A 14,457-nucleotide genomic window follows, 5' to 3' on the forward strand; every position below is an offset into this window, starting at 1 on the left:
ACACACGGTATCGCGATGTATCGCGTTTGCTCAACCGCTTTTCGCGAGTGGCTGCCGAGTGGCTGCCAGGTCGCGCGCCGCCTCCGGCGGAGCGGTCAGTCGATGACGGTGTAGCCGGCCTCGCGCAGCGCGGCGCGCACCTCGTCGCAGTGCGCGGGCCCCTTGGTCTCCAGGTGCAACTCCACCTCCGCCTCCGTGAGTTCCAGCCGCGGATCGGTCCGCACGTGGCCCACGTCGAGGACGTTAGCGTCCGCCACTGACAACACGCGCAGGATCGAGGCGAGCGCCCCCGGACGGTCGGTCAGCCGCACCCGCAGCGACAGGTAACGGCCCGCGGCGGCCATGCCGTGGGTGAGGACGCGCTGCATCAGCAGCGGGTCGACGTTGCCGCCGGACAGCAGGGCGACGACCGGCCCCTCGAAGGCCCCCGGCTCGCTCAGCAGCGCCGCCACGGGGCTCGCCCCGGCCGGTTCCACGACCAGCTTGGCGCGCTCCAGGCAGAGCAGCAGCGCGCTCGCCAGGGCGTCCTCGGAGACCGTGCGGACCTCGTCGACCAGGCCGCGTACGAGTCCGAAGGGGACGTCGCCGGGCCGGCCCACCTTGATGCCGTCGGCCATGGTCGACGGGTGCGGGAAGGAGACGGGGTGGCCGGCCTTCAGTGAGGGCGGGTAGGCCGCCGCGCCCGCCGCCTGGACGCCGATCACCCGCACGTCGGGCCGGAGCGCCTTCACCGCGACGGCGACGCCGGCCGCGAGCCCGCCGCCGCCGACGCCGACCAGGATGGTGCGCACCTCCGGGCACTGCTCCAGGATCTCCAGGCCGAGGGTGCCCTGGCCGGCGACGATGTCGGGGTGGTCGAAGGGGTGGATGAAGACGGCGCCGGTCTCGCGCGCGTACTCCTGCGCCGCGGCCAGCGTCTCGTCGACCACCTGGCCGTGCAGCCGCACCTCGGCGCCGTAGTCCCGGGTGGCGGCGACCTTCGGCAGCGGCGCGCCGACCGGCATGAAGACCGTGGAGCGCACGCCGAGGAGGGAGGAGGCGAGGGCCACGCCCTGCGCGTGGTTGCCTGCGCTCGCGGCGACGACCCCGGCGGCCCGCTCCTCCGGGAGCAGCCCGGCGATGCGCACGTAGGCGCCGCGCAGCTTGAAGGAGCCGGTCCGCTGGAGGTTCTCGCACTTCAGGTGGACCGGGGTGCCGGTCAGCTGGGAGAGGTGGTGGCTGTGCGCGAGGGCCGTGATCCGCGCCACCCCGGAGAGCATCTTCTGGGCGCCGCGGACGTCGTCGAGGGTGACGGCGGGCACCGGGTGCGGCAGGGGGGCGGACGCGCTGAAGCTCATGACTGAAGTCTCGCAGCTCACGGCGTACGTCTCTCGGGATGTTCACGCTCCGAGACCGGATTGCGCAGCGCAGGTACGGCCAGCGCTTTCGCCGCGTACCCTGTGCCCCAATCCAGTGCAATCCACCACCCACGCATGAAGTGAGCCCCCGGCCATGCCCACACCACAGGAAATGATGGACATGACGACCGCCGGCGACACCGGCCTCCTCGAAACGCTCCAGCACGAGGTGGCGGTCTTCGCCCGCCGCGCCGAGCAGACCCGGCTCGGCGGGGTCGGGCAGGTGCGCAATTCGATGGACCGTGCCGCGTATCTGCTGCTCAACCGCCTCGACAAGGAAGGCCCGATGGGCGTCAAGGCGCTCGCGTCGAGCATGGGGATCGACTCCTCGACGGTGACGCGTCAGGTCGCCCCGCTCGTCGACACGGGTCTGGTCAAGCGGACCTCGCACCCGGAGGACGGCCGCGCCGTCGTGCTCCAGCTGTCGCCGCGCGGCCTGGCCAGGCTCGACGAGGTGCGCTCGTCGCGGCGGGAGCTGATGGCCCAGTTGACGCAGGACTGGGAGCCGCAGGAGCGTGAGCAGTTCTGCGCGCTCCTCACGCGCTTCAACGACGCCCTGTCCGCGCGGCAGTCGGGGCAGCCCGCTCCTGCCGCCGACTCCTGAGGCGGCCCGCCTCCGCAGGACCGCCGTGGCTCCCGCCTCTTGACCGGGGGGCCGCGGCGGTCCTCAGATGAAGCGTGCGCGATCGGCAGGCGTCGAGGGATGCCCGCCGGGCCCGGGAGTTCGAGGCGTTCGTCGCGGGCGCGGCAGGGCGGCTGCTGCATGCCGCGACGCTGCTGACCGCCGAGCCGCACGACGCCAACCCGCGCGCGCGGAAGCTGCTCACGGCCGCTCTCGCCCGGACGTATGTCTCCTGGGACCGTCTTCGGGGTGAGGATCCCTACGACTGCGCCCGCACGGAACTAGGCGTCCGTTTCGCGCGCGGCGCGTGGCGCGGGCCGCGCGGGGGCGGCGGTGTGCTGGGGCGGCTGACGCCGCAGGAGCGGCTGGTGCTGGTGCTGCGGCTGTTCGAGGGGGTGGGCGAGGAGCAGGTGGCGGCGGTGCTCGGGCTGCCGCTGGAGCGCGTACGGACGGTGCACGCGCGCGCGATGGCGCTCGTCCTGCATCCGCCGCGCGGTCCCGCCCCGGCGGCGGAGCTGCCCGGGAGGGCGGCGGTGTGAGCCGGCGGGAGCGGGAGGAGGCGACGGTGCGGGCGGTGCTCGACGCCGCGCCGCCGCCGGTGGTGCCCGCCGGACTGTGCGCGCAGGCGGTGCGCAGGGGCGGGCGGGCGCTGCGGCGCCGGCGGCTGGTGCGCCGGGCCGGGTGGCTCGTGCTGTGCGCGCTGCTGGTCGCGTTCGTGGTCTGGGCGGCGGTGGCGCGGCCGTGGGCGGAGCCGCCCGCGAGGACGACTCCCCCACTGACCGGCTGGTGAGTCCGCGCCGCCGTGGCGGCGGTTCGCCGGCTGGTGAACCGCCGCCGGCGCGGCGGCGGTTACTTGTCGCCGAGCGCCTGCTGGAGGTCGGCGAGCAGGTCGTCGGCCGATTCGATGCCCACGGAGAGGCGGACGAGGTCGGCGGGGACCTCCAGGTCCGAACCGGCGACGGACGCGTGCGTCATGCGGCCCGGGTGCTCAATGAGGGACTCGACGCCGCCCAGCGACTCGCCGAGGGTGAAGAGCTTCGCGCGGTTGCAGACCTCGACCGCCGCCTCCTCGCCGCCCTCGACGCGGAAGGAGACCATGCCGCCGAACGCCTTCATCTGCTTGGCGGCGATCTCGTGCCCCGGGTGCTCGGGCAGGCCCGGGTAGAGGACCTTGGTGACGCGGGGGTGGCGGCCGAGCATCTCGGCGACGCGGGTGGCGTTCTCGCTGTGCCGGTCCATGCGGACGGGCAGCGTCTTGATGCCGCGCAGGACCAGCCAGGCGTCGAAGGGCCCGCACACGGCGCCCATCGCGTTCTGGTGGTAGGCGAGCTCGTCGGCGAGCGTCTGGTCGTCGACGATCAGCGCGCCACCGACCACGTCCGAGTGGCCGCCCATGTACTTGGTCATCGAGTGCACGACGATGTCCGCGCCGAGGGCGAGGGGCTGCTGGAGGTAGGGGCTGGCGAAGGTGTTGTCGACGACGAGGCGGGCGCCGGCCTCCCGGGCCACCTGGGCGACGGCGGCGATGTCGGTGATGCCGAGCAGCGGGTTCGAGGGGGTCTCGACCCAGATCGCCTTGGTCTGCGGGGTGAGCGCGGCGCGCACGGCGTCGACGTCGCTCGTGTCGGCGACGGACCAGTTGACGCCCCACCGCGAGACGACCTTGTCGAACAGCCGGAACGTGCCGCCGTACGCGTCGTTCGGGATGACCACGTGGTCGCCGGGGGCGAGGAGGGCGCGCAGCAGGCAGTCCTCGGCGGCGAGGCCGGAGGCGAAGGCGAGGCCGCGCCGGCCGCCTTCGAGCGCGGCGAGGTTCTCCTCCAGGGCGGTGCGGGTCGGGTTGGCGCTGCGGCTGTACTCGTAGCCGCCGCGCAGGCCGCCGACGCCGTCCTGCTTGTACGTGGAGACCTGGTAGATCGGCGGGACGACGGCGCCGGTGGCGGGGTCGGCCGTGTTGCCGGCGTGGATCGCGGTCGTCTCGAACCCGCGGGGGGTGCCGTTGTGGCTGTGGGTGTCGCTCATGTGCCCCGAGAGTAGTGCCGCCGCGGGGGCGGGGCCGCCTCGGTTAGCTTTGTGTGTATGGGAATTCTCTGGGTCCTGATGGCCGTGCTGATGATCGCCTGGGTGGTGATGCTGCGGCGGCGCGGCGGTGGTGGCGGGATCCGTCAGGTCGCCCCCGGCTCGCCGGACGCCGCGGATCCGGCGGACTACGGTTTCCTGCGGCAGGAGGAGCTGGACGTCCGGCTGCCGGGCCCCGACCGGGACCTGCTGGACGTGATGGCGGTCGTCCAGCGCAACCAGGACTTCACGGCCGCTTCCCAGTTGCTCGCCGGGACCGGACGGGAGACCGAGACCAGGTGGGAGCGGGTCCAGGCGATCGCCGGGGCCGCCGCCATCGAGCTGGCGCAGACGCCGCGGCTGGGGGCCGGCTGGCTGCACGCGTGGCGGGCGCAGCAGCCCAAGGACGCGGGCGGGGCGCAGGTCTTCGCGGAGTTCCTGGTGCAGCAGGCCTGGCGGCAGGGCGGGACGCCGGACGAGCAGCGGATCATCCTGGAGGAGGCGCGGGGCGCCTGTGAGCAGGCCGCGCTGCTCGCGCCCGGCGACCCGGTCCCGCACATCACGCACCTCGCGGTGGCGCGCGGGCTCGGGTACTCCCGGCCCGAGTTCGAGCAGCTGTGGCTGAAGATCCTGGACACGGCGCCCGGGCACATGGGGGCGCATCTGGCGGGCCTGCGCTACTGGACGGAGAAGTGGCACGGTTCGCGTGAGGAGGCCTTCGCCTTCGCGGAGGCGGCGGCGGCGCGCGCCCCGCGCGGTTCGCTGCTGGCCGCGCTGCCGCTCTTCGCGCTGTACGAGCACATGCCCGACCTGAACCTGGTGCGCGGCTTCTACGAGAGCGAGGTCGTCACCAAGGCGGTGCACGGCGCGCTCTTCGCGGTCTCGGCGGCCCGCCCCGACGACCCGATGCTCGCCCACGTCCGCCATCTGCTGGTCTTCTTCTTGGTCCGCAGCGAGCGCTGGGCCGAGGCGATGCAGCAACTGGTCCACGTCGACGGCCACGTGGGCGCGATCCCGTGGACGGCGGAGGAGGACCCGGCGGGGTCCTACGCGGTGTACCGGGCGCTGGCGGTCGCCGGGTACGAGGCGAACGGCGGCAGCCCGGCGAGCCTGCGGCACTGAGCCGCGGTTCGGGCGGGCCCGGGTCATATCGGTGGCGGTCCCCCGGTGCGGGCGGGCCGCGGTAGGCCCCCGGGTGTGCTTCTCACCCCTCGCGCTGGGGTGCGCCGCGCTGGGTCTCCCAGATCGCCCGCAGGGCGGCCGCCGCCCGCCGCGCCGCTTCGTCCCGTTCGAGGCGGGGCGCGTGCACCCGGGGGCCTGCCAGTTCCCGGCCGCTGACCGAGTGGCCGGGGACGCTCCTCCAGTCGGTGCGGTCGACGACGGCGACGTGCCCGTGCTCATGGGCCGCCTCGTCCCGCCAGTCGTCCGGTGGCGCCATGAGGACCCGCAACGACCGTTCGTCGAGCCACTCCAGGCCCAGCACCTGCCGGCCGAACTCGTCCGCGAGGGCCGAGGTCACCGCTCCCGATCGCGGGTGCACCAGAAGAAGGCTCCCTTCGAAGAAGTAGCCGCCGTCGTACTGGCCCGTGCCCACCGCCAGCAGTTCGTGCCGGGGATGGAAGGCCAGGGCGTGCACGGGGAAACGGGAGTGCACCAACGCGCGGCGGACGAAAGAGCGCCTGGTGAGGACGGCCACCGGCGTCCCCTTCTCCGGCACCGGCGCACCGGCCACGGCCAGCAGACCGCGCCGCTCGTCGCGGGCGACGTGCAGCGGGTCTCCGACGCCGAGGAAGTCCCAGCTGTCAGGGGCATACATGGGGTCAGCCTCTCCTATGCCTCAGGCGTCGTCGAAGGTCGCTGGACCTCCAGCACAACTGCCGTCCCGGCCACTGACCGGTCCTCGTGCATGGTGATCACCTGCCCGGGTTGAAGCTGTCGCCAGCGCTGAGGGTCGAGGGGCGCGAGTCGCACCGAGGATCGCCCGCCGGGTTCGAGGGAGGGCGTGTGCTCGACCCAGAGCATCGCGATGTCGAGAGCTGATTCGCCGGCGAGGGTGCGGTTTCCGATGTTCCACATCGGTCGCAGGACGCCGGCGCCGGAGATGGGCGTCTGTCGTCGGGCCTCGGCGGCCGGGCGGAGGGTGAGGTCGGCCCGGATGACGCCGTCGCGGGTCTCGTAGCAGCGCCAGCGGCACCAGGCCGCGCTCGTCCCCAGCCGCATCTGTTCGGCAGCGAGCGCCAGAGTTTCCCAGAAGCCGTGTGGGAGCGGCTGTACGTCGCCGAGTTCCTCCAGCAGGTCAAGGGCCACCTCCCACTCGTCGTGGCTGAGGTACTCCCAGACGTCGGCCACCGTGATGTCGTTCTCGGTGGCGCTCTCCTCGGAAACCAGCAGGGAAGCGGCTTCCAGCAGCTTGGGTACGTCCATGCCCCGATTCTGCCCCGGCGGGTCGGCCCACGTTCAGTGCGCGCACCCCGGCGATGATCGCGGACCAGGAGGTGCAGGTGATCACCAGGACGGGTCCGGCGGGGTTCTTGTTGTCGCGGACCGGGAGCGATCCGGACCCGCTGCCCCAGCCCGTTCTGCTGCACGTGACGCTGACGGGCGAGTGCGGGCAGGGCTGACGATCATCGGGGCGTTCGGGAGGACGCGGCCCTACTGCTGTTCGCCGGCCCCGGCGCGGAGGGCGGCGCGCATTGTCGTCGCCGTGTGTGCCGCGTCGTAGTCCGCCGGGACGCCCTCCACGAAGATCATCTCGCCGGGGATGTGGGCGGTGCGCAGCGGCAGGATGGCCTGGTAGGCGGGGGACGCGTACCAGGCGTGGGCGTGGGCCAGGTCCGGGAACTCCGCGATGACGAGGTCGCCGAGGCGTTCGCCCTCCACGTACGCGCTGGGCTTGCCGTGCGAGAGGAAGCGACCGCCGTACGGGGTGAACGTGTCCTGGACGCGTTCGATGTACGTGAGGACGTCGGGGTGGACGGGGGCGGTGGGGCGCAGCACGGCGATGGCGTAGGCACTCATGAGCGAGCCCTCCTCGGGTCCGGCGGGGTGGATGCGTCGATCCTGCCGGGGCCCGGGGAGGGCGTCGATTACCGCGGAGGTAATGGGTGGTGCGGGTGGGCTCAGATCGTGGCCGTGTCGATCACGAAGCGGTAGCGCACGTCCGAGTTCAGGACGCGCTCGTACGCCTCGTTGACCTGGCTGGCCTCGATCAGCTCGATCTCCGCGCCCAGGTGGTGCTCGGCGCAGAAGTCCAGCATCTCCTGGGTCTCGGCGATGCCGCCGATCATCGAACCGGCGAGGGTCTTGTTGCCGCCGATGAGGGAGAAGAGGTTCAGCGAGATCGGCTCCTCGGGGGCGCCGACGTTGACCAGGGCGCCACCCGTCTTGAGCAGGCTCAGGTACGCGCCGAAGTCCACCTGCGCCGACACCGTGGACAGGATGACGTCGAAGGTGCCCGCGAGCTCCTCGAAGGTCTTCGGGTCGCTGGTGGCGTAGTAGTGGTCCGCGCCCAGCTTCAGCCCGTCGTCCTTCTTGCGCAGCGACTGGGAGAGGACCGTCACCTCCGCGCCGAGGGCGTGGGCGATCTTGACGCCCATGTGGCCGAGCCCGCCGAGGCCGACGACGGCGACCTTCTTGCCGGGGCCCGCGCCCCAGTGCTTGAGCGGGGAGTACGTGGTGATGCCGGCGCAGAGCAGCGGGGCGGCCACGTCGAGGGAGATGCCGTCGGGGATGCGCAGCGTGAAGCCCTCGTCGACGACGACCTTCTGCGAGTAGCCGCCGTAGGTGGGCTCGCCGTCCTTGCCGACGCCGTTGTACGTCTGCACGTTCCCGCGGACGCAGTGCTGCTCCTGGCCGCTGCGGCAGGGCTCGCACTCGCCGCAGGAGTCGACCATGCAGCCGACGCCGACGCGGTCGCCGACCTTGAACTTGGTCACGCCGGAGCCGACCTCCTCGACGACACCGGCGATCTCGTGGCCGGGCACCATCGGGAAGATGGCCTCGCCCCAGCCCTCGCGGGCCTGGTGGATGTCGGAGTGGCAGATTCCGGCGAACTTGATGTCGATCAGTACGTCGTGCTCGCCGACCGTGCGGCGCTCGATGGTGGTGCGCTCCAGCGGAGCCTTGGCGCTGGGCGCGGCGTATGCGGCAACAGTCGTGGTCATGGCTTCCAGCGTGCCTGGTGTGAGCCTGTTCGCCCAGGTCACCGCTTTGCGTACGTCCAGCGGTCCTACTACTGACGGGGTCAGGCTGGCGGGCGTAGGACCGGGAATACTGGCAAGCATGGACGACAATCCGGACCACCGCGGGCACGGCCCGGGCGACGGTCTCGACCAGCGGGCCGAGCTGAGCGAGTTCCTGCGTACCCGGCGGGCCCGGCTCAAGCCGGAGGACGTGGGGATCGCCTCCGTCGGCCGGCACCGGCGGGTGCCGGGGCTGCGGCGCGAGGAGCTGGCGCAGCTGGCCGGGGTCTCGGTGGCGTACTACACCCGTCTGGAGCAGGGCAACGGGCGCAACGTGTCGGCGGAGGTGCTCGACGCGATCGCGCGCGCCCTGCGGCTCAGTGAGACGGAGCACGCCCACCTGACCCACCTCGCCGAACCGCGGCAGCGGCGGCGCAGGCAGCGGGCGGTCCGGCGGCCCCAGCCGCGGGTGGCCTTGCAGCAGCTCGTCGACTCGATGGAGGGCGTGCCCGCGTACATCGGCGGGGCCCGCTCGGATATCCTCGCCTGGAACCGGATGGCCGCCGCCCTCTTCGGGGACTGGGGGGCGATGCCGGCCGGTGAGCGGAACTGGGCGCGGCTGACCTTCCTGAACCCGGAGTACCGGGAGCTGTTCCGGGACTGGGAGCAGAAGGCCTCCGACATGGTCAGCTACCTGCGGCTCTACGCGGGCCGGCATCCGGACGATCCCGAGCTGTCGGCGCTGGTGGGTGAGCTGTCCGTGAAGAGCGAGGAGTTCCGCAAGCTGTGGGCCACGCACGACGTGAAGGAGAAGGGGCACGGGGTGAAGCGGATGCGGCATCCGCTCGTCGGTGAGCTGACGCTCGCCTACGAGACGCTGCATCTGCCGGATGATGACGGGCAGTTCCTGTCCGTGTACCACGCTGAGCCCGGGTCCGCCTCGGCGGAGGCGCTCCGCTTGTTGGCGAGTTGGGGGGCGGATGCCACGCGGGCCGGCACGCAGGCGCCCCGCTAGGCCCGCCCTGCCGGGGCACGGGCAGCCCCGCCGTCCCCCACCGGGGGCCCGCGCACCAGCCCCGCCCAGGGGCGCGGGGAACTGCGCGCCCAGCCACGACACACCCGCACCCGGCGACAACGCCCAGCCCCGGGGCTCCGCCTCAGCCCCCGCTCCTCAATCGCCGGAGGGGCTTGATTTGCCCCCGCTCACCAGTCGGCGGGGCTGGATGCGGCCCGCCCAGGGGCGCGGGGAACTGCGCGCTCAGCCACGACACACCCGCACCCGGCGACAACGCCCAGCCCCGGGGCTCCGCCCCAGCCCCCGCTCCTCAATCGCCGGAGGGGCTTGATTTGCCCCCGCTCACCAGTCGGCGGGCTTGATTTGCACCCGCTTACCAGTCGGCGGGCTTGATTTGCACCCGCTTACCAGTCGGCGGGGCTGGATGCGACCCGCCCAGGGGCGCGGGGAACTGCGCGCCCAGCCACGACACACCCGCACCCTCACCTGGCGCTGACGGAAAACCACTTCAGCGGGCCCCGCCGTTCTCCGTCACCTCGATCCGGCCCTTGCGGATCGTCGCGAGGCGGGGCGCCTTGCGGGCGATCGCCGAGTCGTGCGTGACCATGATGAAGGTGAGCCCGTGCTCCTTCCACCGCTCTTCGAGCACGTCCATGATCTCGTCCCGCATGGACTCGTCGAGGTTGCCGGTCGGCTCGTCGGCGAGCAGCACCTTCGGGTTCTTCACCAGCGCCCGCGCGATGGCGACACGCTGCTGCTGGCCGCCGGACATCTCCGAGGGCAGGTGCCCGAGCCGCTCGCCCAGGCCGACGGAGCCGAGCGCCTCCGCGGCCCGCTCCCGCCGGTCGGCGCCCTTGAGGCCGAGCGGCACGAGCGCCGTCTCGACGTTCTCCTGCGCGGTCAGCGTGGGGATGAGGTTGAAGGACTGGAAGACGAAGCCGATGGACTCGGCGCGGACCTTGGTGAGCCGGGCCTCGGGCAGCCTGGCCAGGTCGGTGCCGTCGAGTTCGACGCTGCCCGCGGTCGGCCGGTCCAGGCCGCCGAGCATCTGCAGCAGCGTCGACTTGCCGCCGCCCGTGGGGCCCTGGATGACGAGCCGGTCGCCGTCGCCGATGGTCAGGTCGACGCCGGCGAGCGCGTCGACGGTGCCCTTGGCCCGCCGGTACTGCTTGGTGACGCCTCTGAGCTGGTACATGGTGCAACTCCTGCGATGAGAAAAGGGGTTGGGTGCCCGGGCAGGGCTGCTGCTACTCGACGCGGCGCAGCGCGTCCGCCGGGCGCAGCCGCGAGGCCCGCCAGCCGCCGAACGCGCCGGCGATCAGTCCGCCCGCGACGGCGAGGCCGACCGCGAGGGCGATGGTGGTCGCGGAGACCGGGGCACTGAGCGCGATGTCGAGGGTCTTGCCGGCGGTCTCCCGGCGCATGCCACCGCCGAAGCCCCCGCCGCCACCGAAGCCCCCGCCGCCACCGGGGCCGCCGCCCGTACCGCCACCGCCGCCACCACCGAGCTGCGCGGAGAGGGTCGGGCTGATGGCGGTGACGGCGTAGGCACCGGCGAGGCCGACGGCGATGCCCAGGACACCGCCGATCAGCCCGTTGACGACGGCCTCGCCGATGACCTGGCGCGTCACCCGGCCCGACTTCCAGCCGAGCGCCTTGAGCGTGCCGAACTCCCGTACGCGCCGCGACACGGCCGACGACGTGAGCAGCCCCGCCACCAGGAACGCGGCGACGAGGACCGCGACCGACAGCCACCTGCCGACGTTCGAGGCGAGGTCCGAGGCGGTGGACAGGGAGCCGGAGACGGTGTCGGCGAGATCGGCGGACGTGGTGACGGTGGTGCCGCTGATGTTCTTCTGGATCGTCGACTTGACCGCGTCGATCTGCTGCGAGTCGGCGGCCTTCACGTACACCGTCGTCACCTTGTCCTTGGTGCCGGCGAGCGTCTGGGCCTGCTTCAGCGGCAGGTACAGATTGGCTGCCGCGTCCCCGCTGTCGGGCGTCGCGATGCCGATGACCTTGTACTTCGTGCCCTTGACGGTGACGGTGTCGTCAAGGGCGAGCTTCTTCTCCTTGGCGTACGAGGCATCGGCGACGACGACCGCGGCATCCGTCTCGGAGGTCTTGAAGGCTCGCCCCGCGGTGATCTTCGAGGAGGTCAGCGGCCCGAGGTCCTGCTTGGTGACGTCGGTGCCGAAGACCGAGTACGAGTTGACGTCGAAGCTGGCGCCGCCGCCCTCGACCCGGCCCTGCGGCTGGCCGGAGCCGCCGCCCGGCCCGCCCCGCGGGGAGCCGCCCGCGCCCTGGTCCTGCTTGAACTGGCCGCGGGTGAACTGGCCGCTGACCTTCATCACCTGAAGGCTCAGGCCGCCCACGGTGTCGGCGACGCCCTGCTGGCGCGCCACCTTGGCGACGGTGGTGGAGGCGAGGGTCTGGAAGCCCTGCACCATGACGCGGTCGGTGCTCTGCTCCGTGGCGTCGGTGCCGTCGGTGCCGCCGTCCTTCGCGTCGAAGTCGAAGCGCGGCCGGCCGGTCGTGCCCTCCTTCGGCGCGGCGGCGGCCTTGGTGACGGTCATGTCCGTGCCCAGCCCGTACAGGGACTGCAGGACCTTGTCCTGGGCCTGACTCATGCCGGAGGAGACGGAGTTGACGACGATGACGAGCGCGATTCCGAGGGCGAGCCCGGAGGCGACGACCAGCGCCGCCTTTCTGCGCCGGCGCAGCTCGCGCCTGAGATAGGTGAAGAACATCGAAGCCTCGCCGGTGACGGCCCCGACCCGGGGCGCTGACAGGAACCAGCGAAACGTATGAGGGCGCTGTAAGGGTTGGGTGAGGCAGGGATGAGAACGGGATGAGACCCGGTCGCGGACAGCGAGAACCCCCGGCACGCCGCGCGTACCGGGGGCTCTGCCCAGACGGGGAACAGACGGGGATCAGACGGGGATCAGGCGGCCGAACCGGCCTTCCACGCCGACCAGTCCAGGTTCCAGCCGTTGAGGCCGTTGTCCGGGGCGACGGTCTTGTCGCCGGTGTTCTTCACGATGACGACGTCGCCGACCATCGAGTTGTCGTAGAACCAGGCGCCCGGCGTGCTGGAGTCGCCGGCGCCCTTGGCGTCCGCGAGACCGACGCAGCCGTGGCTGGTGTTGGCGGAACCGAAGATCGACTTGGCTCCCCAGTAGTTGCCGTGGATGAAGGTGCCCGAGTTCGACAGGCGCATCGCGTGCGGCACGTCCTTGATGTCGTACTCGCCCTTGCCGTCGTCGTCGGTGAAGCCGACCGACGCGCCGTTCATCCGGGTCTCCTTGAACTTCTCGGAGATCACCATCTGGCCCTGGTACGTCTTGTTCTCCGGCGAACCGGCCGAGATCGGGATGGTCCTGATCGTCTTGCCGTCGCGAGTGACCGTCATCGTCTTGGTCTTCGCGTCGACCGTGGAGACCTGGTTGCGCCCGATCTTGAACGTCACGGTCTTCTGCTGCACGCCCGTCACGCCGCTCGCGCCCTCGACGCCGTCGAGGTCGAGCTTGAGGGTGACGGTGGAGCCGCCCTGCCAGTAGTCCTGCGGGCGGAAGTCGAGCCGGTTGGCGTTGAACCAGTGGCCGACGACCTCCTGGCCGCTGCTGGACGAGACCGTGATGTGGGACTGGACGTCCGACTTGTTGGTGATCGCCTTGTCGAAGTTGATCGACACGGGCATGCCGACGCCGACGGTCGACCCGTCCTCCGGCGTGAAGTTCCCGATGAAGCTGTTGCTCGGCGAGACGGTCGTGAACGACGCGTTCTCATGCGCGACGCGGTTGTCCGCGTCGCTCGCCGTGGCCGCGATCTTGTACGTCGTCGCCCGGTCGAGCTGGGCGGCCGGCTTCCAGCTCTTCTTGTCCGCGGATATCTGCCCCGCGACCGCCGTGCCGTCCGCCGTCTCCATCGTGACGTCGGTGAGCGTGCCCTTGCTCACGGTGACCTTCGCCGCGTTGTTGATGCTCGCGTTGTCGGAGCCGTCCTTCGGGAGGATCTTGATCTCGGCCTTGGAGGTCTTCTTGGCCGCCGCCTCGTCGGCCTGCGCCTGCGACGACTCCTTCTTGTCCGTCGACGAGCCGGCCGAGTCGCCGTCGCCTCCACCGCACGCGGAGAGCACCAGCACACCGCCGAGCACAGCGGACGCGGCCATCAGGCCCTTGCGCCGCTTACCGTCCGTCATCACACGCTTCTCCATAGTCGCCGAAATCCGACTTTCCCCGACTGTCCCGAGACCGGTCATGAGGAAACACAGGGTTCTCCTCAACCATCAATAACGCAGTACGGGGTTGAACCCGTTCCCCAGGGGCCCCGATGTGGGGGATGCCACGTCGCGGACCCCGGGCGGCGGCGGCCGCCCGGGGTCCGCCCGTTCCGGTGCCGCTACACGCGCTCCTCGCCGTCCTCCCCGGCATCATCCTCGTCGAGGTCCCAGTCCGGCGAATCGGGGTCGTAGTCGACCTGTTCGCTGGACCAGGAGGCCTGCACGAGCTCGGTCCCCGGCACGTCGCCGACCAGGTCGAACGGGTCCACGAGGTACGCGAGGGCCTCCGCCTCGTCGTCCTGGACGGCCTGCTCGGCGTGGGCGCGCTCCTCGGCGGGCACGGCCTCGTCCTCGGCGACGCGCTGCAGCGCGGCCCCGGTCAGCGCCTCCGCGTCGGCGACCTCCAGGACCAATTCCACCTTCAGGCGAACAAAACGTGACGTCTCATCAGTGCTCATACGCCGGAGCGTACGGCCCGCCACGCCCGTGACTTTCCCGTGACCCGCCCCTTTCACTAACATCGGCCCACACGGCCAATTCGCCAGCGCCACAAGGGGGATCGCTTCCGTGTCCGCCGCACGTCGATCGTTGTTCACCGCCACCGCCGCCGGGACCCTCCTGGCCGCGCTGTGGTTCGTCCCCAATGCCACCGCCACCCCCGCGCACAGCGCCGGGACCGACCACCGCGCCGAGACCACAACCGCGGTGCGGACCCAGTCCGAGCAGCAGCTCCGGCTCGCCGACACGGGGACGTTCGACACGACGCCGTACGTGATCGGCGGCTCGGCGTTCCTCGGCCTGGGGGTGGGTTTCGTGGCCTACTCGGTCCGCCGCGGCCGGTCCCTGGAGGCGCCCGTCTGACACGCGTGTGGGGGGCGGTCCGGCCGGACCGCCCCCCACAC

The 14,457-nt window shown here is 72.0% G+C and carries 17 protein-coding genes; 6 read left to right on the forward strand and 11 right to left on the reverse strand.

Annotated features, from left to right (window positions below; genetic code table 11):
* Positions 1-95 precede the first annotated feature (95 nt).
* Positions 96-1,337 carry a threonine ammonia-lyase gene (gene ilvA, locus ACIBW6_RS11910; protein ID WP_399059104.1) on the reverse strand — a complete coding sequence of 414 codons (1,242 nt, stop codon included), beginning with the start codon at positions 1,335-1,337 and terminating at the stop codon, positions 96-98.
* A gap of 175 nt (positions 1,338-1,512) precedes the next feature.
* Between ilvA and ACIBW6_RS11915 the strand changes: the two genes are divergently transcribed.
* The 3 genes from ACIBW6_RS11915 to ACIBW6_RS11925 all read left to right on the forward strand — a co-directional run bounded on the left by ACIBW6_RS11915 (position 1,513) and on the right by ACIBW6_RS11925 (position 2,809).
* Entirely contained in the window at positions 1,513-2,001 is a 489-nt protein-coding gene (locus tag ACIBW6_RS11915; RefSeq protein WP_399059288.1) for a MarR family winged helix-turn-helix transcriptional regulator, read from the forward strand.
* A 74-nt stretch (positions 2,002-2,075) separates the two neighbouring features.
* Positions 2,076-2,558, forward strand: a complete 483-nt coding sequence (locus ACIBW6_RS11920) for a sigma factor-like helix-turn-helix DNA-binding protein (protein WP_399059105.1) — start codon at positions 2,076-2,078, stop codon at positions 2,556-2,558.
* The gene (locus ACIBW6_RS11925) at positions 2,555-2,809 is read left to right on the forward strand and encodes a hypothetical protein (protein WP_399059106.1); all 255 of its coding nucleotides are present in this window, start codon (positions 2,555-2,557) and stop codon (positions 2,807-2,809) included. The genes ACIBW6_RS11920 and ACIBW6_RS11925 overlap by 4 nt, the downstream gene beginning before the upstream one ends.
* Positions 2,810-2,868: 59 nt before the next feature.
* Here the strand turns inward: ACIBW6_RS11925 and ACIBW6_RS11930 are convergent, their stop codons facing one another.
* A complete protein-coding gene (locus tag ACIBW6_RS11930; protein ID WP_399059107.1) occupies positions 2,869-4,041 on the reverse strand; it encodes a cystathionine gamma-synthase in 1,173 nt (390 codons plus the stop codon).
* A gap of 57 nt (positions 4,042-4,098) precedes the next feature.
* On the opposite strand from ACIBW6_RS11930, the gene ACIBW6_RS11935 reads away from it, so the two are divergent.
* Positions 4,099-5,199: a hypothetical protein gene (locus ACIBW6_RS11935; protein WP_399059108.1), complete on the forward strand. Its 1,101-nt coding sequence runs from the start codon at positions 4,099-4,101 to the stop codon at positions 5,197-5,199.
* A gap of 82 nt (positions 5,200-5,281) precedes the next feature.
* Here ACIBW6_RS11935 and ACIBW6_RS11940 read toward each other — a convergent pair whose 3' ends face one another.
* The 5 genes from ACIBW6_RS11940 to ACIBW6_RS11960 form a co-directional block, all read right to left on the reverse strand.
* The gene (locus tag ACIBW6_RS11940; protein WP_399059109.1) at positions 5,282-5,893 is read right to left on the reverse strand and encodes a hypothetical protein; all 612 of its coding nucleotides are present in this window, start codon (positions 5,891-5,893) and stop codon (positions 5,282-5,284) included.
* 14 nt (positions 5,894-5,907) lie between these two features.
* A complete protein-coding gene (locus ACIBW6_RS11945) occupies positions 5,908-6,468 on the reverse strand; it encodes a hypothetical protein (RefSeq protein WP_399059289.1) in 561 nt (186 codons plus the stop codon).
* Positions 6,374-6,589: a hypothetical protein gene (locus ACIBW6_RS11950; RefSeq protein ID WP_399059290.1), complete on the reverse strand. Its 216-nt coding sequence runs from the start codon at positions 6,587-6,589 to the stop codon at positions 6,374-6,376. Before ACIBW6_RS11950 ends, ACIBW6_RS11945 begins: the two co-directional genes overlap by 95 nt.
* A gap of 140 nt (positions 6,590-6,729) precedes the next feature.
* On the reverse strand, positions 6,730-7,095 hold the full coding sequence (locus tag ACIBW6_RS11955; protein WP_399059110.1) for a DUF1330 domain-containing protein: 366 nt from the start codon (positions 7,093-7,095) through the stop codon (positions 6,730-6,732).
* A gap of 101 nt (positions 7,096-7,196) precedes the next feature.
* Positions 7,197-8,240, reverse strand: coding sequence for an NAD(P)-dependent alcohol dehydrogenase (locus ACIBW6_RS11960; RefSeq protein WP_399059111.1), 1,044 nt, complete (start codon positions 8,238-8,240; stop codon positions 7,197-7,199).
* Positions 8,241-8,358: 118 nt separating this feature from the next.
* On the opposite strand from ACIBW6_RS11960, the gene ACIBW6_RS11965 reads away from it, so the two are divergent.
* The gene (locus ACIBW6_RS11965; protein WP_399059112.1) at positions 8,359-9,273 is read left to right on the forward strand and encodes a helix-turn-helix domain-containing protein; all 915 of its coding nucleotides are present in this window, start codon (positions 8,359-8,361) and stop codon (positions 9,271-9,273) included.
* A gap of 508 nt (positions 9,274-9,781) precedes the next feature.
* Here the strand turns inward: ACIBW6_RS11965 and ACIBW6_RS11970 are convergent.
* The 4 genes from ACIBW6_RS11970 to ACIBW6_RS11985 all read right to left on the reverse strand — a co-directional run bounded on the left by ACIBW6_RS11970 (position 9,782) and on the right by ACIBW6_RS11985 (position 14,013).
* On the reverse strand, positions 9,782-10,468 hold the full coding sequence (locus ACIBW6_RS11970; RefSeq protein WP_399059113.1) for an ABC transporter ATP-binding protein: 687 nt from the start codon (positions 10,466-10,468) through the stop codon (positions 9,782-9,784).
* Positions 10,469-10,520: 52 nt separating this feature from the next.
* Complete coding sequence (locus tag ACIBW6_RS11975) at positions 10,521-12,023, reverse strand: ABC transporter permease (protein WP_399059114.1); 1,503 nt, start codon at positions 12,021-12,023, stop codon at positions 10,521-10,523.
* A gap of 194 nt (positions 12,024-12,217) precedes the next feature.
* A complete protein-coding gene (locus ACIBW6_RS11980; protein WP_399059115.1) occupies positions 12,218-13,474 on the reverse strand; it encodes an Ig-like domain-containing protein in 1,257 nt (418 codons plus the stop codon).
* Positions 13,475-13,674: 200 nt separating this feature from the next.
* A complete protein-coding gene (locus ACIBW6_RS11985; RefSeq protein ID WP_399059116.1) occupies positions 13,675-14,013 on the reverse strand; it encodes a hypothetical protein in 339 nt (112 codons plus the stop codon).
* A 109-nt stretch (positions 14,014-14,122) separates the two neighbouring features.
* On the opposite strand from ACIBW6_RS11985, the gene ACIBW6_RS11990 reads away from it, so the two are divergent.
* A complete protein-coding gene (locus ACIBW6_RS11990) occupies positions 14,123-14,416 on the forward strand; it encodes a hypothetical protein (protein WP_399059117.1) in 294 nt (97 codons plus the stop codon).
* Positions 14,417-14,457: the final 41 nt, after the last annotated feature.

It is taken from the genome of Streptomyces sp. NPDC049813 (assembly GCF_044465085.1).
Lineage (GTDB): Bacteria > Actinomycetota > Actinomycetes > Streptomycetales > Streptomycetaceae > Streptomyces.